Origin of the sequence: Bradyrhizobium sp. OK095, from assembly GCF_900109945.1 — a bacterium.
In the GTDB taxonomy this organism is placed as follows: Bacteria; Pseudomonadota; Alphaproteobacteria; order Rhizobiales; family Xanthobacteraceae; genus Bradyrhizobium.
Genome location: NZ_FOBX01000005.1, coordinates 217,918 through 238,140, shown reverse-complemented (window position 1 = coordinate 238,140; position 20,223 = coordinate 217,918). Strand labels below are relative to the sequence as shown.

General features: G+C 64.0%; 22 protein-coding genes and 1 tRNA gene. 11 read left to right on the top strand and 12 right to left on the bottom strand.

Annotated elements, in window-relative coordinates:
• Window positions 1–143: 143 nt before the first annotated feature.
• The 3 genes from BMW89_RS15480 to BMW89_RS15465 all read right to left on the bottom strand — a co-directional run bounded on the left by BMW89_RS15480 (window position 144) and on the right by BMW89_RS15465 (window position 2,800).
• Window positions 144–1,412 (bottom strand): PQQ-dependent sugar dehydrogenase, encoded by a 1,269-nt coding sequence (locus tag BMW89_RS15480; RefSeq protein ID WP_092027761.1) that lies wholly within the window; start codon window positions 1,410–1,412, stop codon window positions 144–146.
• A 241-nt stretch (window positions 1,413–1,653) separates the two neighbouring features.
• Window positions 1,654–2,649, bottom strand: a complete 996-nt coding sequence (locus tag BMW89_RS15470) for an NAD-dependent epimerase/dehydratase family protein (RefSeq protein ID WP_177196071.1) — start codon at window positions 2,647–2,649, stop codon at window positions 1,654–1,656.
• A 76-nt stretch (window positions 2,650–2,725) separates the two neighbouring features.
• A tRNA-Gly gene (locus tag BMW89_RS15465) sits at window positions 2,726–2,800 on the bottom strand.
• Between the two features lie 274 nt (window positions 2,801–3,074).
• Here BMW89_RS15465 and trxA point away from each other — a divergent pair.
• Together trxA and BMW89_RS15455 are read left to right on the top strand one after the other, a co-directional pair.
• A complete protein-coding gene (trxA, locus tag BMW89_RS15460; protein WP_177196070.1) occupies window positions 3,075–3,995 on the top strand; it encodes a thioredoxin in 921 nt (306 codons plus the stop codon).
• Window positions 3,996–4,074: 79 nt separating this feature from the next.
• Complete coding sequence (locus BMW89_RS15455) at window positions 4,075–4,752, top strand: LON peptidase substrate-binding domain-containing protein (protein WP_092027754.1); 678 nt, start codon at window positions 4,075–4,077, stop codon at window positions 4,750–4,752.
• 2 nt (window positions 4,753–4,754) lie between these two features.
• On the opposite strand, the gene BMW89_RS15450 is transcribed toward BMW89_RS15455, so the two are convergent.
• The 3 genes from BMW89_RS15450 to BMW89_RS15440 form a co-directional block, all read right to left on the bottom strand.
• Window positions 4,755–5,348, bottom strand: coding sequence for a cytochrome b/b6 domain-containing protein (locus BMW89_RS15450; protein WP_092027753.1), 594 nt, complete (start codon window positions 5,346–5,348; stop codon window positions 4,755–4,757).
• A gap of 35 nt (window positions 5,349–5,383) precedes the next feature.
• Window positions 5,384–5,662: a PepSY domain-containing protein gene (locus BMW89_RS15445; RefSeq protein ID WP_177196069.1), complete on the bottom strand. Its 279-nt coding sequence runs from the start codon at window positions 5,660–5,662 to the stop codon at window positions 5,384–5,386.
• A gap of 201 nt (window positions 5,663–5,863) precedes the next feature.
• Window positions 5,864–6,214, bottom strand: coding sequence for a hypothetical protein (locus BMW89_RS15440; protein ID WP_092027748.1), 351 nt, complete (start codon window positions 6,212–6,214; stop codon window positions 5,864–5,866).
• A 105-nt stretch (window positions 6,215–6,319) separates the two neighbouring features.
• Between BMW89_RS15440 and BMW89_RS15435 the strand changes: the two genes are divergently transcribed.
• Window positions 6,320–6,850, top strand: coding sequence for a TetR/AcrR family transcriptional regulator (locus BMW89_RS15435; protein ID WP_092027746.1), 531 nt, complete (start codon window positions 6,320–6,322; stop codon window positions 6,848–6,850).
• A 45-nt stretch (window positions 6,851–6,895) separates the two neighbouring features.
• Window positions 6,896–7,093 (top strand): Trm112 family protein, encoded by a 198-nt coding sequence (locus tag BMW89_RS15430; RefSeq protein WP_092027743.1) that lies wholly within the window; start codon window positions 6,896–6,898, stop codon window positions 7,091–7,093.
• Window positions 7,094–7,301: 208 nt separating this feature from the next.
• Here BMW89_RS15430 and BMW89_RS15425 read toward each other — a convergent pair whose 3' ends face one another.
• The gene (locus BMW89_RS15425) at window positions 7,302–8,522 is read right to left on the bottom strand and encodes a ubiquinone biosynthesis hydroxylase (protein WP_092027741.1); all 1,221 of its coding nucleotides are present in this window, start codon (window positions 8,520–8,522) and stop codon (window positions 7,302–7,304) included.
• 136 nt (window positions 8,523–8,658) lie between these two features.
• On the opposite strand from BMW89_RS15425, the gene tesB reads away from it, so the two are divergent.
• Complete coding sequence (gene tesB, locus BMW89_RS15420) at window positions 8,659–9,522, top strand: acyl-CoA thioesterase II (RefSeq protein WP_092027739.1); 864 nt, start codon at window positions 8,659–8,661, stop codon at window positions 9,520–9,522.
• Between the two features lie 17 nt (window positions 9,523–9,539).
• On the opposite strand, the gene BMW89_RS15415 is transcribed toward tesB, so the two are convergent.
• The 4 genes from BMW89_RS15415 to BMW89_RS15400 are packed head-to-tail and all read right to left on the bottom strand — an operon-like array spanning window position 9,540 to window position 14,513.
• Window positions 9,540–10,502 carry a Bug family tripartite tricarboxylate transporter substrate binding protein gene (locus tag BMW89_RS15415; RefSeq protein WP_092027737.1) on the bottom strand — a complete coding sequence of 321 codons (963 nt, stop codon included), beginning with the start codon at window positions 10,500–10,502 and terminating at the stop codon, window positions 9,540–9,542.
• Window positions 10,503–10,550: 48 nt separating this feature from the next.
• Window positions 10,551–11,774, bottom strand: a complete 1,224-nt coding sequence (locus BMW89_RS15410; RefSeq protein ID WP_092028061.1) for a CaiB/BaiF CoA transferase family protein — start codon at window positions 11,772–11,774, stop codon at window positions 10,551–10,553.
• 24 nt (window positions 11,775–11,798) lie between these two features.
• The gene (locus BMW89_RS15405; RefSeq protein WP_092027735.1) at window positions 11,799–12,938 is read right to left on the bottom strand and encodes an FAS1-like dehydratase domain-containing protein; all 1,140 of its coding nucleotides are present in this window, start codon (window positions 12,936–12,938) and stop codon (window positions 11,799–11,801) included.
• A 15-nt stretch (window positions 12,939–12,953) separates the two neighbouring features.
• Window positions 12,954–14,513, bottom strand: coding sequence for an acetate--CoA ligase (locus tag BMW89_RS15400; RefSeq protein WP_092027733.1), 1,560 nt, complete (start codon window positions 14,511–14,513; stop codon window positions 12,954–12,956).
• A gap of 168 nt (window positions 14,514–14,681) precedes the next feature.
• Between BMW89_RS15400 and BMW89_RS15395 the strand changes: the two genes are divergently transcribed.
• Window positions 14,682–15,461 (top strand): IclR family transcriptional regulator, encoded by a 780-nt coding sequence (locus BMW89_RS15395; RefSeq protein WP_092028060.1) that lies wholly within the window; start codon window positions 14,682–14,684, stop codon window positions 15,459–15,461.
• 92 nt (window positions 15,462–15,553) lie between these two features.
• Here BMW89_RS15395 and BMW89_RS15390 read toward each other — a convergent pair whose 3' ends face one another.
• Window positions 15,554–16,450, bottom strand: coding sequence for a DUF4339 domain-containing protein (locus BMW89_RS15390; protein WP_092027731.1), 897 nt, complete (start codon window positions 16,448–16,450; stop codon window positions 15,554–15,556).
• A gap of 261 nt (window positions 16,451–16,711) precedes the next feature.
• On the opposite strand from BMW89_RS15390, the gene BMW89_RS15385 reads away from it, so the two are divergent.
• From BMW89_RS15385 to BMW89_RS15365, 5 genes are all read left to right on the top strand, one after another.
• The gene (locus BMW89_RS15385) at window positions 16,712–17,050 is read left to right on the top strand and encodes a P-II family nitrogen regulator (protein ID WP_007604102.1); all 339 of its coding nucleotides are present in this window, start codon (window positions 16,712–16,714) and stop codon (window positions 17,048–17,050) included.
• Window positions 17,051–17,173: 123 nt separating this feature from the next.
• Window positions 17,174–18,475 (top strand): ammonium transporter, encoded by a 1,302-nt coding sequence (locus tag BMW89_RS15380; RefSeq protein ID WP_092027729.1) that lies wholly within the window; start codon window positions 17,174–17,176, stop codon window positions 18,473–18,475.
• A 42-nt stretch (window positions 18,476–18,517) separates the two neighbouring features.
• A complete protein-coding gene (locus tag BMW89_RS15375; RefSeq protein ID WP_092027727.1) occupies window positions 18,518–18,832 on the top strand; it encodes an ArsR/SmtB family transcription factor in 315 nt (104 codons plus the stop codon).
• Window positions 18,829–19,182, top strand: a complete 354-nt coding sequence (locus tag BMW89_RS15370; RefSeq protein ID WP_092027725.1) for an SRPBCC family protein — start codon at window positions 18,829–18,831, stop codon at window positions 19,180–19,182. The genes BMW89_RS15375 and BMW89_RS15370 overlap by 4 nt, the downstream gene beginning before the upstream one ends.
• A gap of 41 nt (window positions 19,183–19,223) precedes the next feature.
• Entirely contained in the window at window positions 19,224–19,826 is a 603-nt protein-coding gene (locus tag BMW89_RS15365) for an ATP-dependent Clp protease proteolytic subunit (RefSeq protein WP_092027724.1), read from the top strand.
• Window positions 19,827–20,223 lie beyond the last annotated feature (397 nt).

Sequence of the window (20,223 nt, the reverse complement as noted above, 5' to 3'; positions counted from 1 at the left end):
CCCGCAGTCCATAACCACCAGTCGGGGTTATGGGTTCCGGATTGCGCGCAGGTCGCGCGCAATCCGGAACGACAGTGTGTGATTTTGAAATGAAAGAGGCTGCGGCACCTCCCGGCCACCGCAGCCTCCGTTTCGCCCGTGCGCTACTTCTTGCTGTAGCTGATGCGATAGATCGCGCCGGCCCAGTCGTCGGCGACGAGGATCGAGCCATCCTTGGCGAGGATGATGTCGTCGGGGCGGCCGAGATAGCCCTGGTCGCCCTCGATCCAGCCGGAGGCAAACACCTCCTGCTTGGGGTTCTTGCCGTCGGGCCCGACGATCACGCGCATGATGCGGCCGCCCTGGTACTTGTGGCGGTTCCAGGAGCCGTGCTCGGCGATCAGGATGTTGTTCTTGTACTCAGCGGGGAACTGGTCGCCGGTATAGAACTTCATGCCGAGCGGAGCGACGTGGGCGCCGAGGTTCAGCGCCGGCGGCGTGAACTCGGAGCATTTGTGGCCCATCGCGAACTTCGGATCGGGCAGGTCGCCCTGATGGCAATAGGGATAGCCGAAGTGCTCGCCCATCTTCGAGATCATGTTCAGCTTGTCGCTGGGCAGATCGTCGCTGATCCAGTCACGCGCATTCTCGGTGAACCAGTACTTGCCCGTACGCGGATCGACGTCGCCGCCGACCGAGTTGCGGACGCCGAGCGCCACGGTTTCAGCGTTGCCGGTCTTGGGATCGACTCGCCGGATCTGCGAGACGCTGGTCGGCGGAATGCCGACATTGAAGGGCGGTCCGAACGGAATGTAGAACCAGCCTTCCTTGTCGACCGCGATGTACTTCCAGCCATGCGCGGCATAGGACGGCATGTCGTCATAGACGACCTTGCCGTCGCCGAGCTTGTCCAGATTGGCCTCGGCGTTGTCGTAGCGGATCAGCTTGTCGACGGCGATGACGTAGAGCGCGCCGTCCTTGAAGGCGAGACCGGTGGGCATGTTCAGCCCCTTGAGAATGGTCTTGACCTCCTTCTTGCCGTTGTTGTCCTTGATGGCATAGACGTTGCCGAGGCCGAACGAGCCGACGAACAGCGTGCCCTTGTCACCCCAGGCCATCTGCCGCGCAGCCAGCACGCCCGAGGCATAGACCTCCATCTTGAAGCCTGCCGGCAGCTTGACCTTCTTGACGATGTTGGCGAGCTCGGCGTCCGACGCACCGGTCGGCGGACCCGACGGCGGCGCGAGGCCCTTCTGCGCCTCGGTCTCGTCGCCAAGGAACCAGTCATCCGGCGGATGGGTCCAGAATTCCTTGGTGCCGGATTCGTATTTCTTTAGCGGTTTGCTCTTGTCCTGCGCATTGCCGATGCTGGTCCCCGCAAGAAGGGCCACGGCCGCAAGCGCCAACACGGATCGATGGAACATCGATGTCATCGCGTCACTCCCCTATGGCAGCCGTCAGGGCTGCACGTTATTTTGTTATGGCTAGTCGAGAGGCGAAGTTTTGAGTCTGTCGAGAGGCAGACGCAAAAAGGTTAGCACATCTGCCGGCGGTGAGAAGCGCGTCGCGTGCGCAGCGGTTGCGCTCAATAAAAATTGAGACGGATTTTCTCTCGCCGCGCATGCAGCAGCGGCAATGATCTCGCTGCAACGCGGAATCGAAATGGCGCGTGGCTTAATTTGGAGGCAGCCGGACGGGGTAGGGCCCGTCGTCAAACGTTGTCTCGTGATAACCTTTCGACCCGACCTCGCGCGCCAGCGTGCTGCGAAAGTCCGTTCCGGCACGCAGGCTGTTCAGCACATGAGCAAAGTCGAATTCAGGCCGCCAGCCGAGATCGCGCCGCGCGCGCTCGTTGACATAGACGCGGTCGATCCCCGGGAACAGCCGCCAGCCGCGCGCCGCGTAAAGCTGCGCACTCTCCGGATAAAGCTCGCCCACGACGCTGGCGGCGTCATGTGCCAGCGCCGCGAGATGGCGCTGCTCGAACGGGCTCGTGGCCGAGACGATGTAGCGGGCGAAACCGATCTTCGGTGTACGTTCGACGGCGAGCAAATGTGCGCTCACCGCATCCGCTATATCCAGCCGTCTATAGAGCAGCTCATTGGCCTGCGCGTTCTCCAGCGGGTAAGCCGACCGCATCGCCGGATCGTCGTCGTCTTCGGGGAAGAAGCGCGAGGTCCGCAAGACGATCACCGGCAGGCCGCGCTCGCGGAAGAACAGCTCGCACAGGGTCTCCGCCATCAGTTTTGTGGTGCCGTAGATATTCTTCGGCACCGGCGGCAGGTCCTCGGTGACCCACACCGCAGCCTGTCCGGCCTCGGCGCGAAGCTGCGAACCGAACGCGCTGGTGGTGCTGGTGAAAACAAAGCTACGTACGCCGGCGACGGCCGCCGCCTCGAGCAGATTGAGCGTGCCGGTGACGTTGGTGTCGACAAAGTCCTGCTTGCTGTGGGTCGCCACATGCGGCTTGTGCAGCGTCGCGGAATGGATCACGGCGGTGACGCCCTCCATCTGTCGCCGCACGAAATCTGGGTCGACGATCGAGCCGGTGGCATCGGTGAAGAGAGAGGGCTTCAGATCAATTCCGCGCACAGGGGAGCCGCGCCCGCGAAGCGTGCGGAGGATCGCCTCTCCGAGGTGGCCTGCACTGCCCGTGACCAGAATTGTCATGTGGGACCCAAGGCAGCCACCCGCGGCGTGGCGAACCACGGCCCGACCCGGTTTGGCTGGATGCTCTGGGAAAAATTGGAGCGGGCGAAGGGGCTCGAACCCTCGACCCCGACCTTGGCAAGGTCGTGCTCTACCACTGAGCTACACCCGCATCCTGTGTCGACCGCGTGACGCGCCCGGCAACGGCTGTCGTATGCCAAAACCGGGCGGGGAATGCAACAGCTACCGGCGGGATAGATTCGCAATCCGGGCCCTATATGGACCCGAATGCGGCCAAATGGCCCGGAAATACCCCGGAACGGGCGAATCGGCTCCGATGGATTGAAATTCGGCCGTCCCGGCCCAATTTAGAAGCCGACAGCGAAGCATATGCATTGGCGACGTGCTAAAGAGCCGCCGTTCCAGACATCAGACGAGGGGATCCCGTGACGATCATCGACCAGGGTAACGGAGCGGGCCCGGCTGCGGCCGATCTGATCAAGGACACCACCACCCAGACCTTCGTGAAGGACGTCATCGAGGAATCGAAGCTCCAGCCGGTGCTGATCGACTTCTGGGCGGAGTGGTGCGGCCCCTGCAAGCAGCTCACCCCCATTCTGGAAAAGGCCGTCAAGGCGGCCAAGGGCAAGGTCAAGCTGGTCAAGATGAACATCGACCAGCACCCGGCGATCCCCGGCCAGATGGGCATCCAGTCGATTCCGGCCGTGATCGCTTTCGTCAACGGCCAGCCCGCCGACGGCTTCATGGGCGCGGTGCCGGAGAGCCAGATCAACGCCTTCATCGAAAAGGTCACCAAGGGCGTCACGGCGCCGGGCGAGCCGAACATCGCCGAGATTCTGCAGGAGGCCGAGGCCGTGCTCGCCGAGGGCGATGCTCCTGCGGCCGCCCAGATCTATGCCGAAGTGCTCCAGCATGAATCGACCAACATCGCGGCCCTCGCCGGTCTCGCAAAATGCTACGCCGTCTCCGGTGCGATGGAGCAGGCCAAGCAGACGCTGGCCATGGTGCCGGAATCCAAGCGCAGCGATCCCGCGGTGAAAGCCGTGCAGACCGCGATCGATCTCGCCGAGCAGGCGGAGCAGCTGGGGCCGGTGGCCGAGCTGGAACAGAAAGTCGCCGCAGACCCGCTCGATCATCAGGCGCGCTTCGACCTCGCCACCGCGCTCAACGCGCAAGGCAACCGCACTGCTGCCACCGAGCAGCTGCTCGCGATCGTCAAGCGCGACCGCAAATGGAACGACGACGGCGCCCGCAAGCAGCTGGTGCAGTTCTTCGAGGCCTGGGGCGGCACGGATGATGCAACCATCGAGGGGCGCAAGCGGTTGTCGATCGTCCTGTTTTCATAGGCGTGTTCGAGCATGATCTATTCGGAAACCCGCTGCCCATTTTCACGTATCATCCTCTAGTAACGTCAGCGGGGACCAGATGCCGATCAACATCGAATATCGCGGGCCCGCCGACCTTCCGGAGATCATTCCGGTGTTTCCGCTGCCGGGCGCGCTTCTGTTGCCCCGCGGCCAGATGCCGCTCAATGTCTTCGAGCCGCGCTACCTCGCGATGGTCGACGATTCCTTCCGCGACGGCCATCGCCTGATCGGCATGATCCAGCCCGACATCGCGCACTCGCCGAAGAACTCCGACAAGCCGACGCTGTTCAGCGTCGGCTGCGTCGGCCGCATCACCCAGCTCGCCGAATCCGGCGACGGCCGCTACATCCTTGAGCTCACCGGCGTCGCGCGCTTCAAGGTGGTCAAGGAGCTCGAGGTGCTCACCGACTACCGGCAGTGCAAGGTGGATTTCTTCGCCTTCGTCGACGACTTCACCGCGCGCATGGGCGAGGACGAGGTCGATCGCGAGGCGCTGCTGGCGGTGCTGGCGGACTTTTTGAAGGCCAACAATCTCAAGGTCGACTGGGAAGGCGTCGAGAGCGCCCCCAACGAGGCGCTCGTCAATGCGCTGGCGATGATGTCACCGTATGGCTCCCCGGAGAAGCAGGCCATGCTCGAGGCGATGGACCTGAAGACCCGCGCCGAGATCTTGATCGCGGTGACCGAGATGGATCTCGCGAAGAAGCGCACCAGCGGCGATCCGCCGTTGCAGTAACCTCAGCTATGATGCCGGATGCGCTTGCGTCCGGTGATCATCGCGCGGATCAAATTCTCGCGCTGAAGAAGTCCCATCAGCACCACGCCCAGGACGTGCAGCACGACCAGCATGATGACGACGTCCGATGCGACGGCGTGGGTGTCCTCGATCCACCAGACGCCGAAGAAGGTCACGGTCACCGACATCGCGCCGGTGACGGCCGAGACGGCGATCGACAGCAGTAGCGCCACCAGCATCAAGGTGCCGGCGGGATTGAGTCCGATATAGCGGCCGGTGATGCCGCGCCTGAGGTTCCAGAGATAGCCCGGCGCGGCACGAAGCCTGATGCCGACCATGCGGAAGCGCGAATAGCGGCTTCCCCAAACGCCCCAGACCAGACGGAAGGCCAGGAGCCCGAGCACCGTATAGCCGATGATGCGGTGCAGGCTGTCGTAGACGGTGGGGGTGAACCACGCGGCCAGAATGCTGGCCGCGAGAGCCCAGTGCCAGAGGCGTAGCGGGAGGTCCCAGACTGCGACCGTCCGCGATCCAGTTCGATCCGCGGGGGTCCTGTCGGACACCCCACGCGCTTCCGGTACCGCTTCGTCGATCAAGCCGGGACTATCCTCAAAGCCTTACTTGGCGCAGATCACTTGGCAATCGTGTGCTTGAGGCTGAGATCTTCGGGGCTGTAGAACAGCTCGTAGAGCTTGCCTTCCTTGACGCCGTAGACTTCATAGCACGAGCCTTCGATCTTGGAGCGTCGCACTTCGTAACCCAGCGCTTTGGCCTTGGCTTCGGCTTCGCTAGCCGGCTTCCACGACGCTTTGTCGAGCTTGGTGCAGTCCTTGAACCCGTCGGCCATGGCCGCCGAGCTCATCCCAATCCCGATCGTCAGTGCGATGGCAACAACACGAATGACCTTCACGAACGTCTCCTCTTCTGTCGTGTGCGCGCGTGGCGCGAAGCGGGACCGAAGGAAGCAAAGCAGAGGGTGAAGTCAATCCGGTTCGGAGCCAGCAGGCTTTAGAGTTATTCTAACGATCCGAAAAAGGTCAGCGCGCTCCGTAGGCAGCACGCATTTGAACGGCCGCTGCGGCCTTACGTCTCACGGGCAAGAGCCGCGTTGCTAGTAGCCGGCAACCGCGAGCGCGACGACGGCACTGAGCGCCATCCAGCCAAAATGGCGGCCACGCGTCGCCCATGCGTTGGCGAGCGCGGACAAGCCGTATACGCAGGCCATGGTGATGACGATCCAGCGGCGCGCCGGCTCCGAGTCCATCCAGGGCGCCGCGATCAGCAGCACGCCACCGCCGATCCAGGCGACGGTCGAGGCCTGCCAGACCAGGCGGATCAACGTGCGGAGCCGTTCCGGCTCGATCCGGGCGCGGGGAAACACCTTGGTCTCCCCGAGGATGCCATGGATGACGGCGACGGCGATGGCGGCGACGCCGGCACATTGGAGCAAGAGATCACGCATCGACAAAGCTCCCGAGGATCTGTCCATACATCTATGTATGGTGAGATAGGCGCTGGTCCATCGCCTGTCAATACACTAGTGTATGGCCGGATTCCGGGACCCGACATGACCGAGCAGCTCTCCGCCGACGACTGGATCAGGGAAGGCCTGAAGGCGCTCGCCAAAAATGGCTTCACGGCCCTGAAGGCCGATCCGCTCGCAAAAGCTATGCGCGTCTCGCGCGGTAGCTTCTATTGGCATTTTGCCGATCTCGGCGCGTTCCATGCCGCAGTGCTGAAGCGTTGGCGCGAGATCGCGGCGGAGCAGATCATCGCCGATGTCGAGGCCGGAAGCGACGAACCGCTGCAAGCGCTGCTACAGCGCACCTTCGGCGCGCGGCTCGATGTCGAGCGTGCCGTGCGCAACTGGGCGGCGTTCGATGCAGCCGCGCAAGCCGCGGTCCGCGCGATCGACCGCCGCAGGATCGATTATATCGAGCAACTCCTCGGGAAACGCGGGCTTGCCCCGGCAACAGCGCAGGCCCGCGCGCAGATCCTGTACTGGACGTTTCTCGGCTTTGCCCTGTCGGGCACGCCGGTGCCGGCGGCTCGGCTCCAGGGTCTGCTTGACGAAATTATGCGGATGGTTTCCGCCTAGACCGCGATTTTCTATGCTAGAGGCAGGCGACCGCCGGAGACCACGATGAACGCGCCCACCGAACGCCCCGAAAACAGCGTCGATCCCAAGCTGCTGGAGATCCTGGTCTGCCCGCTGACCAAGGGCCCGCTGGAGTACGATTCCGCGAAGCAGGAACTGATCTCGCGCAGCGCCAAGCTCGCCTATCCGATCCGCGACGGCATCCCGATCATGCTGCCGGAAGAGGCGCGCAAGATCGATTGAGGACGCGTAGCCCGGAGTTGTTTCGCGAAGGCTGTGCAACAAATTCGCTGTCATCCCCGCGAAGGCGGGGATCCATAACCACAGGGAGTAGTTTGGGGGAAGCCGGTAACTCCTGGTCTTCGCAAAATGATTGCTGCGGCGTATGGGTCCCGGATCTGCGCTTCGCTTGTCCGGGACGACAGCGGCGATTGTAGCGACAACGAAAATCCTACAGCGCCTCGCCCTTCAGCAACCTTGGTATCTCGCCCGTCAGCCCTGCAGCCTGGCGGATGAAGAGATTCTTCAGCGGCGGGGCGCGATCGACGATCCCGAGGCCGATGTCGCGCACCGTGCGCAGCAGCGTCGACTGGTTGGAGAACAGGAAGTTCAGCGAGTTGGTGGCAACGCCCATCGCCATGGTGTCGAAACGGCGCCAGCGCTGGTAGCGCTCCAGCACGTCGGCGCCACCGAGATCCATGCCGAGCCGCGCGGCATCGACCACGACCTCGGCCAGAGCTGCGACATCCTTCAGCCCCATGTTGAGACCCTGGCCCGCAATGGGGTGAATGACATGCGCGGAATCGCCGACCAGCGCGAGGCGCTCGGCGATGAAGGAGCGCGCGACGAAATAGGACAGCGGGAACGCACGCGGCTTGTCGAGCGCCTTCACCTCGCCGAGATGCAGGCCAAAACGCTGCTCGAGCTCGCCATGAAACTCTTCGTCGCTCAGTCCAATGATGCGCGCGGCCTCGCTGCGGCGCTCGGTCCACACCAGCGACGAGCGCTTGCCCGAGAGCGGCAGAATCGCGAAAGGGCCCGCCGGCAGAAAGTGCTCCTCCGCGCGGCCCTCATGATCGCGCTCATGGCCGACGGTGACGACGATACCGGATTGGTCATATTCCCAGCCATGGGTGGCGATGCCGGCGCGCTCGCGCAGCTTCGACTTCGCGCCATCGGCGGCAACGAGGAGGCTGGCCGCGATCACGCTGCCGTCGCCAAGCGTCACGTCGATGCCTTCGGCGCGCGCGTCGTAGGATGCCACGGTGGTGGCGCGGAGATCGATGCCCTCGGCCTCGGCGCGCAGCACCAGCGCATCGATCAGGCGGCGGTTCTCGACCATGTGCGCGAAGGGCTCGCCGGGCGCGACATCGCCGGCAAAATTCAAAAACACCGGACGGGTGGCGTCTTCCAGCTTGGAATCGGTCACGACCATGTCGAGGATCGGCTGCGCCTCGCCCTTGACGTCGTCCCAGGCGCCGATCGCCTCGAACAGGCGGCGGCAGGCGGCCACGATCGCAGTGGCGCGTGGGTCGCGGCTCGGCCGTTGGCTGAGCGCCGGGTCGGCGACGATGACGGGAATCTCAGGTCCCAGCCCCTGACGCAACGCCAGAGCCAGCGCGAGGCCGGCAAACGCGCCGCCGCCAATGACAATGCTACCCTGTACCGACATACCAAAATCCCAGTCAATTCTCGGTCTTGCTAGCAGACTATAGCTGGGCGAAACAGTGAGGTGAAACAAGGGCGGAAGCCCCTATTGTATCATTCCGGAGCATCCGACCCGGAATGACGGCAAGAAAGTTCACGCCATGTCCAAGAGCCTGTTCGACCTGATTTCGATCCTCGACCTCGAACAGCTCGAGGTGAATTTGTTTCGCGGCAACAGCCCGAAGACGGACTGGCAGCGGGTCTTTGGCGGCCAGGTGATCGGGCAGGCGATGGTTGCGGCCTGCCGCACCGTCGAGGGCCGGCTGCCGCATTCGCTGCATTGCTATTTCATCCTGCCCGGCGACCCGCAGGTTCCGATCATCTACCAGGTCGAGCGCCTGCGCGACGGCAAGAGCTATTCGACCCGCCGCGTCACCGCGATCCAGCACGGCAACGCGATCTTCTCGATCATGGTGTCGTTTCACGCCGAGGAGGAAAGCGCGTTCGATCACCAGGACAAGATGCCTGATGTGCCGCCGCCGGAAAAACTGACCGCGGAGGAGGTTGCAAAGCAGCCGCAGTTCAAGGAGATGCCGGAGTTCATCCGCCGCTATTATGAGATGGATCGCCCGATTGAATTGCGACCGGTCGAGATCGGCCGCTATTTCGGCCAGAAGGTCGATGACGGCCGCATCCATATCTGGATCCGCACGGCCGCAAAACTTCCTGATGATCCCGCGCTGCATCTGTGCGCGCTCGCCTACGCCTCGGACTTCTCGCTGCTCGACGCGATCATGGCGCGCTACGGCCGCACGCTGTTCGACAAGCGCATGATGCCGGCGAGCCTCGATCACGCGATGTGGTTCCACCGCCCGTTCCGCGCCGACGAATGGCTGCTCTACGCCCAGGATTCGCCGAGCGCGCAAGGCGGACGCGGCTTGAGCCGCGGCCTCATCTTCAAGCCGGATGGGACGCTGGTGGCTTCAGTGGCGCAGGAAGGCTCTGTGCGCGAGCGCAGAACCTGATCTCGCTGCAAGGGGCATCAGCCGCCCTGTAGGCCCGTGGCCTTGATCACAGGGCCCCATTTGAGCCGCTCCCGTTTCTCGAATCGGGCAAGGTCCGTCGGCGTGCCGCCGGCCGGATCGAATCCGAGCTCCTGGAGTCGTTTCCGCGTCTCGGGCAGGGCGAGCGCCTTGGCGAACTCGCCGTTCAGAAGCTCGATGATGGCCTGCGGCGTGTCGCGGGGCGCGTAGAAGGCATTCCATCCCGCCATCTCGAAATCCGGCACGCCCTGCTCGGCGACCGGTTTCACGCCCGGCAACAGCTCGCTCGGCTTCAGCACGGTGACGCCGAGCGCCTTCAGCTTGCCATCCTCGATCTGGGTGCGCACCGCGGTCACCGTATCGATCAGCAGCGGCACCTGTCCGCCGAGCACGTCGGTCATCGCCGTTGCCGAGCCCTTGTAGGGAACGCCGAACATCGGCGCGCCGGTCACATCCTTGAGAAACTCGAAGATGACACGCGCCGTCGTGCTCGGCAGGGCGATGTCGATCCTGTCGGGCTTCGCCTTGGCGGCTGCGATCAGGTCGACCACGTTGTTTCCGGCAAACGACGGACTGGCCGTGATCACCAGCGGAAGCTTGCCGACCAGGATGATCGGAGCAAAGTCCTTGTCGGGCGCGAAACCCATCGAAGGATACATGAATTCGTTCATGGTCTGGGTGGCATTGGTGCCCATCAGCAGCGTGTAGCCGTCGGGCTCCGAATGCGCCGCCTGTTCGGCACCGATATTGCCGCCGGCACCGGGCTTGTTCTCGACATAGAAGCGCTGGCCCAGCGTGCGTGACAGATGGTCGGCGAGGTATCGCGCCACGACGTCGGTGCCCTGGCCGGCCTGATAGGGAACGATGATCCTGACCGGCCTGGTCGGATAGTTTTGCGCAAGGCTCGCGCAACTCCATAGCAGGGCCAGCAATCCCACGGCCCATCTCGCGGATTTCAGCATGATCGTTTCCTCTCACTATTTATTTTGATTATTTTCCTAGTCGCCTTCTTATCGTTGCGCGGTGTCCTTCCTTTGCGGCATGACGATGCCTGCGTCGATCAGGCGGTCGATCATCGCCTCGTCAAAACCGGCATCCGCCAGAATTTCGCGGGCATGCTCGCCAAAGCGCGGCGGCCGCCGCCCGGTGCTGCCCGGCGTCTGCGCCAGCTTCACGGGAATGCCGGGTGCGCGATGGCCCTCGCTTTCGACCAGCATATCGCGGTGGGCGACGTGGGCTTGCGCGAACGCCTGCGGCACCGTGTTGACCACGCCCGCGGGAACACCCGCCTGCATCAAGTCTCGGCAGAGATCGTCGGACTTGAATCGGGCCAGTGTACGCTCCAGCTCGGTGCGAAGCGCTGCTACGTGACGGAGCCGATCGGCGTTGGTGCGGAAACGTGGGTCGTCCAGCAGGTCTCCGCGTCTTACCTTCTGGCAGAAGCGGCGGAACTGGCCGTCATTGAGGATGCCGAGAAATATCTCGCCGTCGGCCGCCGCGAACTTGTCGTAAGGCGCGATGTTGGGATGGGCGCTGCCGAGGCGGCCCGGCACATTGCCAGAGCAGATCCAGTTCGCCGCGTGTGGCACCAGCAGGCCGAGCGCGGTGTCGAACAGCGTCACCTCGACGCGCTGCCCCCGTCCGGTCCGTTCGCGCGCCGCGAGCGCCAGCAATACGCCGGTGAGCGCATTGTAACCGGTGACGTAATCGACGATGGGAACGCCGACGCGCGTGGCGCCCGAATCCTGCGTCCCGTTAATGCTCATCAGGCCGCACATGGCCTGGAGCACGGCATCGTAGCCGGGCAATCCGCCGAGCGGCCCGTCAGCGCCGAAGCCCGAGATCGCGCAGTAGATCAATCGCGGGAAGCGCGCCGACAAATGCGCCTCGTATCCGAGCCCCCAGCGCTCCATGGTGCCGGGCAGGAAATTCTCCACCAGCACGTCGGCGTCCTTCAACAGGGCGTCGAGCACGGCGCACCCCTCCGCGCGCGACAGGTCGAGCGCCATGCCGCGCTTGCCGCGGTTGACGGCGCCAAAATACGCCGCTTGTCCGGCCGCATCGAACGGTGGCCCGAGACCGCGGGTCTCATCGCCTGACGGTGGCTCGATCTTGACGACGTCGGCGCCATGATCGGCCAGCATCTGCGTACACAGCGGCCCCGCCAGCACGCGCGAGAGATCGACGACCTTGAGGCCGGTCACCGCTCCGCGCGTGAGATCAGGTTCGGGCATGTTCATTCGCCCAGTTGGTATTTGTCAGCTGCGGCTTGGCAATTCCACGATGCCGGTGCCGAGCACGGAGAGCTCATCGTCCTGGTTGCGCGCTTCCTGTTCGATCTCGACGAGGTGACGGCCGTTCTCGACGAACTTGCGCTTCACCTTGCCCTTGATGAACAGGATGTCGCCCTCGGGATTGTGCCGGCGGATCTTGCAGGTGGCGCGGCGCAGGAAACCGTCATCGCCCATCCAGTTGGTGAGGTGATGGGTCAGCCAGGAGCAGCGCTCCGGACCGTAATCATAGGCGCCGGGTGCGCCGACTTCGAGCGCGAACTCTTCTTCCCAGTGCACGCGCTCGGGACAATCGGGGATATTGAAGCGGTTCGGAATGCCGAGACCGCGATGGGCGTCCTGCAGCTTCCAGGCGAGCTTGTTGGCGCGGATATAGAGACCGCCCCAGCCTTGCGCATAGGCGATGAAGCCGGTGACCGTCATCGGGCCCTTCAGCATCACCGGCAACGCCTCGCCTTCGGTGACGTCCTGCCAGTAGCGCGGACGCGAGCCCTGAATCCGCTCGTCGGCATAGTGCTTGTAGGCTGCGGCAAGCTCCTCGTCGCTGTACCGGCGCGGCGCACGGGCCTTGACCTCGCTGTATTTGGTGCCCTGGTCGCGCGCGTGGTCGCGCTCGGTCCTGAAGCACCAGCTGTCGGCTTCGGCGACGAGGTCGCCCTGCTGGTTGAAGAAATCGACGTGATAGGTCTGCTGGATCGCCCGGCCGGCAAAGCGCGTCTGATGCTCGACGAGATCCTTCAGCTTGGCCTCGGTCGAAATCACGTCGTTGCGCCTGACAGCCTTGTGCCACGTCCAGTCCGCGCCCGACCACATCGCGTGGACGCCGGGCATGCCGCCGACATAACCCGACACGATGCGGCTGGTCGAGAACAGGAAGCTCGGCAGCGCGACGATGCCGCCATAGCTGGACTTGGCGGCGTAATCGGGATCGCACCAGAGCGGGTTATCGTCGCCGATGCCGTGCGCGTAGTGACGGATGTTGTCGCGCGTCGCCTCGTAGCACCAGGGCTCGGCGGTCACGCCGATGGTGACGCCGATGCGCTTGCGCAAATCGTCGAGGCCCTCTTCGGTGATCTTCGGAAATCTGGTTTCGATCTTGTCCAGCATGTGACGTTCCTTCCTCTAGCTCGTTGCTTCTGATTGTTTGATCGCTTCGCGGTCGCGCAGCACCTTGCGATTGACCTTGCCGGCCGGCGTCTTCGGCAACTCCGTGACGAAGCTGACGAGGCGCGGATATTCGTGATGGCTGAGGCGCTGGCGCACGACGTCCTGGATCTCGTGCTCGAAGGCCGTATCGCCCGGCCGTTCCGTGACCACGAAGGCCTTCACCACCTGACCGCGCAGCGGATCGGGGACGCCGATGGCCGCGGCCTCGCGGACCTCTGGATGCTTGAGGATCGCATCCTCGATTTCGACCGCGCTCATGGTCCAGCCCGCCGAGATGATGACGTCGTCGGCCCGGCCGCCGTGATAAAAGTACCCGTCCTCGTCGATGCGCCCGAGGTCCTTGGTCGCGATCCACGCGCCACGGCGCCAGACCTTCAGCTCGCCGGTCACACCGGTCGCGCATGGCCGCCCTTCGGCGTCTTGCACCTCAACGCGGCCGCCGGGGATCGGCTTGCCGAGGGATCCCGGCTTGACGACGAAATCGCGCGCGCCGGGATAGCTCACCAGGATCACGCCGATCTCGGTGGTGCCGTACATGCTGCAGACCTGGTGGCCGAAGGTGTCGTTGACGAAAGCTGTCGTCTCGCTGTCGATCGGCTCGCCGGTGAACGACAATTTCTCCAGCGCGTAGCGGTAGCGCGGGGCAGCGCCTGAATTCCGCATCATGCGGTAATGCGTGGCGGCCGCCGAGATGTTGGTGAATTGATGCTGCTCCAGCGCAGCCAGCAGGCGCTCCGGATTGAACTTGCCGGCATAGGCGCCGATGGTGATGCCGAGCGCCAGCGGCGCCAGCGTGCCGTGCCAGAGCCCGTGTCCCCATGCCGGCGACGACGGGCAGATGAAGCGATCGCCCGGGCGCAGGCCGGTGCCGTACAGCGCGGCGACCATCAGCGTCACGATCGAACGATGGGTGTGCTTGACCGCCTCGGGCAATTCGCGCGTCGTGCCCGACGTATACTGAAACAGGGCCATCGCGTCGGCCGCCGTGTCGGGCGTGAAGTGCGGCGCGAAGCGTTGCAGCTCGTTGAGGAAAGCGTCGTCGGCGACCACCACCTCGGTGCCGATCCCGGCGAGCAGCTGCGCCTTCTCCGCATTGGTCACGATCAGCCGCGGCTTGCAATCGTCGACGCGCAGCTTGACGCCATCAGGCCCGAACAGCGTGAACAGCGGCACCGCAATGGCGCCGGCTTTCATGGTGCCGAACACCGACACGTAGAAGGCGCGTGAGGGTTCGAGCATGATCGCGACGCGATCGCCGGCCTTGATCCCGCGGCTCACCAGATCATGCGCGAAGCGCGAGGACGCTTCCGCGAGCTCGGCAAAGCCCAGCACCTCGTCCGGCCCGTCCGCGCGAACGACGATCACGGCCGGATTGGAACGGCCGGCGTGCCGGTCGATGCATTCATGCGCGATGTTCAGCTGCGCGCGATTGCCGTCGAACAATTCCCAGAGCTTCTCCGGGGAGAAGATCGTCTGCGCGGCGGCGTAGCTTGTGTAGTCGGTCAGCTTGGTCATGGCCGGCAAGATACCGACGACGCGCTAATTGTCAAATAGCACCACCAATTGTACATATACAATCCTCCTTCGATCGCTGCCGCGCGACCGGAGCGATCTAAGCGGAGCAGGCGCCGCCGCGATGAGATGATGTTGTTGCGCTCCGGCCGCTGTTGTACCGATACGCTCATGCCGAATGCCAAATCACCCCGCGTCCGTGCCGTCCCCGCAGTCACGCGCGCCGTCGCCATCCTCCGCCTGCTCAGCCGCAGCCCCACGCCGCAGAGTCTCAAGACGATTGCGGAAACTCTCGATTTGGTGCCGAGCACGGCGTTGCACATCGTGCGCGCGCTGCTGGCGGAGGATTTGCTGCAGGTCGATCCGCAGACCAAGCGCTACAGCGTCGGCGTCGGCATGCTGCCGCTGGCGCGCGCCGTGCTCGAGAATGCCGCCGACTTTCCCAGCCTGATGCGGCCGAAGCTCGAAGAGTTATCGAGCCGCTACGGCGTCATGGCGATCGGTGTCGAGGTGCCGGATCTGGACAACATGATCGTCGTCGCGCTGGCGCGCAGCCAGGCGCCGGTGCGGCTTCATGTCGACATCGGCAGCCGCTTTCCGGCGTTGATCAGCGCTACGGGCCGTTGCGTCGCTGCCTTCAGCGGCCAGCCGGAGAAAGAGATCGAGAAGCGTTTTCGCCTGCTGCGCTGGCACAACGCGCCGACCTATGATGCCTGGCGCAAGGAAGTCGACCAGGTGCGCAAGCAGGGATTCAGCATCGATCGCGGCAATTACATTGCCGGCGTGACGATCGTCGCGGTACCTGTCCTGAACTCAAGGGGGACGATCTCGCACACCGTCGCGGCCGTCGGCCTCGGCAGCCAGCTGGACCGCGCCACCTCGCTGGCGCTTGCGCGCGACATGCGCGCGGTCGCGCAAGCGATCGCCGGACAACTGGCCATTCACGCCTGAGACGTCGTGCGCGGCCGGGAACGACCGCAAGTCGGATGCCATAGCGGTGGTCTCCGCTCGCGCTGAAAGGCTCCGTGCGCGAGCGGAAGTAATCAGAAGCCGCGAGCGGCAGCGCCGCGATCGGTGAGCGCGAATTGCGACACGTACCATCGGCCATACCAGCGCAGCATCCACGGAATGGGGATGATGAAGCTCGAGGCGAGCGAGAAAACCACCGTACGCCACAGGATCTGCCAGCCGGTGCCGTTGAACGCGATCTCGCGCCGCGTGCCCATGGTGTTGCGGCAGATCCAGCGCATCCAGTACGCCAGCACCCAGGCCCAGCCGATGACGGTGATGGTCGAGAGGAGCATCAGAAGATACCAGCCGACATAGCTGATCGCGCTGCCCTGGAACGAGATCGGCAGCCGTTCGCCATTTGAGGTGAGATTGGCGACGATCCAGCGGAGAATCACCCAAGCGAGAAACGCATTGATGATCATCGCAACGAGCGGTGCGTAGGAAATGCCGGTGGCCCCGGCATAAGTCAGCAGCGCGTTGCCCATCAACGCCCACCAGATGTCCATCGGCTGGCCGCCGAAGCCGAAGTTCGGGCGGCCCGGCACCCGAATGTGCGACGTGATGTATTGATAAAACCAGACCGCGACCCACGGCGCCGGAATGACCAGGATCATGCCGATCACGAAAACGACGGTCCGGCCGAAAAGGCCCAGCAGGTCGAAATCAGCCGTCAGCGATCCGCCTCCGCCGCCGACGCTACCATAGCCACCGCCACCCATCATCGGCGGGCCGCCGGCCGGGATCATTGGGGGCGCACCGCCGCCGCCGATCAGGCCGGGGATTTCGGCGGCTTTCTGCCAGCCGGCCATGCCCTCGGACCACACCAGCGTATCCGGGCGCACAATCCCTTGCGCGACCAGGTCGCGGAATTGCCCGTCCGGATAGGGCCCCTGCTGTTTGCCCTCGGATGCGTAGAACCAGCTCGCCATGAAACGTCCCCCTCAAACATACTTATGTACCGGCTGAGACGCTTAGGTTCACCGCTTCGGTTCACTGCATCCATGCCAAAAATGCATTGTGATGGACAAATCGCTGCCCTGTACAGAGGCGGCCGTTCACACGACCGCCCTTGGCCAAACGTTTTTCCGCTTCAACCTGCAACATTTTTATGCCATTTGCCCGGAAAGATGCCAGATTGACGCGGCGCCGGGGACATACGGCGCGGCGCATCCCGGGGAATAGGCCTGACCATGAAACTCGTCGTCGCGATCATCAAACCCTTCAAGCTCGATGAAGTCCGCCAGGCGCTGACGGCGATCGGCGTCCACGGCATGACCGTGACCGAGGTGAAGGGTTATGGCCGCCAGAAGGGCCACACCGAGATCTATCGCGGCGCGGAATATGTCGTGAACTTCCTGCCCAAGCTCCGGATCGAGATCGCGGTCGCCTCCGACATCGCCGAGAAGGCCGTCGCCGTGATTACCGCGACGGCGCGTACCGGGCAGATCGGCGACGGCAAGATCTTCGTCACGCCGATCGATCACGCGATCCGCATCCGCACCGGCGAAACCGACAGCGACGCACTCTAAACTTTTGTTTGACGCGTTTTCTTCACGCGAACCGGTATCCACTTCGCTCGAAAACGCTCTGCTTCGATCGCACCGGGCAACGACGCCAAAGCGTGCGACGTCATCACTGCTGGGGGAAACGACATGGCGGGATTGTTGCGCCGCGCAGCTGCTATGGCTGCGGGAATCGGATTTGCGTCGGCTATTGCCGCACCCGCCTACGCCGCGGATTCCCAAATCAACACCGCCGACACCGCCTGGATGATCGTCGCCACCGCGCTGGTGCTGATGATGACGATCCCCGGGCTCGCGCTGTTCTACTCCGGCATGGTGCGCAAGAAGAACGTGCTCGCGACCATGGCGCAGAGCCTTGCCGCCGTGACGATCATCTCGATTCTCTGGGTCGCGTTCGGCTATTCGTTGTGCTTCGTCGGCGACGGGCCGTGGATCGGATCGCTCGATCGCTGGTTCCTCGCGGGCATGACGATGGACAGCGTCAATCCGGCGGCCAAGACGATCCCGGAAGCGCTGTTCATGCTGTACCAGATGACGTTTGCGATCATCACGGTGGCGCTGGTCGCGGGCGCGGTCGCCGACCGCATGCGGTTCTCCGCCTATCTCGTGTTCTCGGTCGCCTGGTTCATCTTCGTCTACATTCCGCTGGCGCATTGGGTGTGGGGCGGCGGCTTCCTCGCCAGCATGGGCGTGCTGGATTTCGCCGGCGGCCTCGTCGTGCATCTGTCGGCCGGCACCGCCGGCCTCGTGGCGGCCAAGGTGATGGGGCGCCGCCATGGCTACGGCACCGAAAATCTCTCGCCGTTCGATCTGTCGCTCGCGGTGATGGGCACCGGCCTGCTGTGGGTCGGCTGGTTCGGCTTCAATGGCGGTTCGGCGGGCGCGGCCAATTCGCGCGCAGTGCTGGCTATCATCGCGACGCATCTTGCGGCTTGCTCCGGCGCGCTGACCTGGGGCGCGATCGAATGGTCGACGCGGCGCAAGCCCTCGGTGCTTGGCATGATCTCCGGCGCAGTGGCCGGCCTCGGCACCATCACGCCGGCCTCGGGCTTCGTCGCGCCGTGGCATGGCATCGTCATCGGCATCATCGCAGGCGCGGTCTGCTACTGGGCCTGCACCTGGCTGAAGCACCGCTTCAACTATGACGACTCGCTCGACGTGTTCGGCGTCCACGGTATCGGCGGCCTGACCGGCACCTTGCTGGCCGGCGTGTTCGCCACCAGTGCGATCGGCGGCACGGCGGGCCTGATCGAGGGCCATCCGCAGCAGCTTCTGATCCAGGTTTACGGGGTCGCCGTCACTTTCGTCTGGGCGGCGGGCGTGAGTTTTGTGCTGCTCAAGCTGGTCGCGCTGTTCGTGCCCCTGCGTGTATCGCGCGAGCATGAGCTCGAAGGGCTCGACATTTCGCAGCACGGCGAAGCTCTTCAGTAATCGGGGCTTGCACGACACATAAGCACGTGCTTATGTGTCGCCATGATCGAAGCCGACATCTTCAAGGCGCTGGCCGACCCGACGCGCCGCAAGGTCTTTGAGAAGCTCGCTGGCGGAAGCCTGAACGCCAGCACCTTGCGCGACGGGCTCGAGATCAGCCAACCGGCGATGTCGCAGCATCTCGCGGTGCTGCGCTCAGCAGGCCTGGTGCGCGAACAGCGGCAGGGCCGCTTTGTGAATTACGAAGTCGATCCCGAAGGAATCGTCGCCATCGGGGCTTGGCTTGCGCGCTACCGCGCCTATTGGCCGAAGCGCATGGACGCACTCGCCGATCTCTTGAAGGATATGGATCAATGAGCGACGCTGTGAAGCCTGATCGCCCCGGCGCTACCCTCGTGCTCGAATATGAATTCGATGCACCGCCGGCAAAAGTCTGGCGCGCCGTAACCATTCCGGCTTTGCGCGAGCGCTGGCTGCCGGATTGTGACCTCGCAGGCGCCGAACCGGAATCATCGATCGCAGGCGAAGAGGTGCGCTTCCGGCTTCGCGATTCCGAACCGCCGTTTCGCGAAAGCCACGTCATCTTCCGGATCGAGCCGAACGAGGACGGCGGCACCCGCTTCCGCATCATCCAGCAAGCCTGCGACGATCAAACAAAGCTGCCGCAGGCGGCCAACGCCAATTGCTGCCTGATGCTCGCCGCCTAACAGCAAACAGACTTCATCCCCTGCAGACATGGAGGTCGCCGATGCGCGACATGCTTCAGCTCGTCCCTATGGTTGTCGAACAATCCGCCCGCGGCGAACGATCCTTCGACATCTACTCGCGGCTGCTGCGCGAGCGCATCATCTTCCTCAACGGCGAGGTCAATGACGCGATGTCGGGCCTCGTCTGCGCGCAACTGCTGTTCCTGGAAGCGGAGAATCCGCATAAGCCGATCAATCTCTACATCAATTCCTATGGCGGCGTGGTCACCTCTGGTCTCGCGATGTACGACACCATGCAGTTCATCAAGGCGCCGGTTCATACGCTGTGCATGGGCACGGCGCGCTCCATGGGCTCGTTCCTGCTGATGGCGGGCGAGCCCGGTCACCGCGCCGCGCTGCCCAATGCGAGCCTTCACGTGCATCAGCCGCTCGGCGGCTTCCAGGGCCAGGCGTCCGACATCCTGATCCACGCCACCGAAATGCAGGAAACCAAACGGCGCCTCATCCGGCTCTACGCGCAACATTGCGGGCGCCGTGAGGAGGAGGTGGAACGGACCCTGGACCGCGACCACTTCATGACCGCGCAGCAGGGGGTCGAATGGGGACTGATCGACCGGGTGTTTGCGGAGCGCGACGCCGCCTGATGGCCGACAGCGGCCTCCAGCCGGATACCTCCAGCAAGCGTGATCCTGCTCAAGGCGGCCGATCTGTTGCGCGTATCTGCGCGTATCCCGTGAGCACGACCACGAAGTGCGCGATATTTCGCAGCACGGCAAGGCTCTCATCCTATATTCAGATACCTTCGGGCTGCCCGACGCGTGAGCAGCATTGTGTCGGCAGCCTGTCGTGCCCTAATTTTAATCAGTCATGGTCACGCATTGAGCGCGACGTAATGGCGCACTGCGCAGCAATACGCGTCAAACGCGAAAACACCCGTTTTCATAGTCCGTTAGGCAAGCCGCCCGATCTGGCACGGCATTTGATTCTATGGGTCATGGCTGTGCCCGCGTAGTGAACTTTCTCCCTCGTGGCGAACCAGTC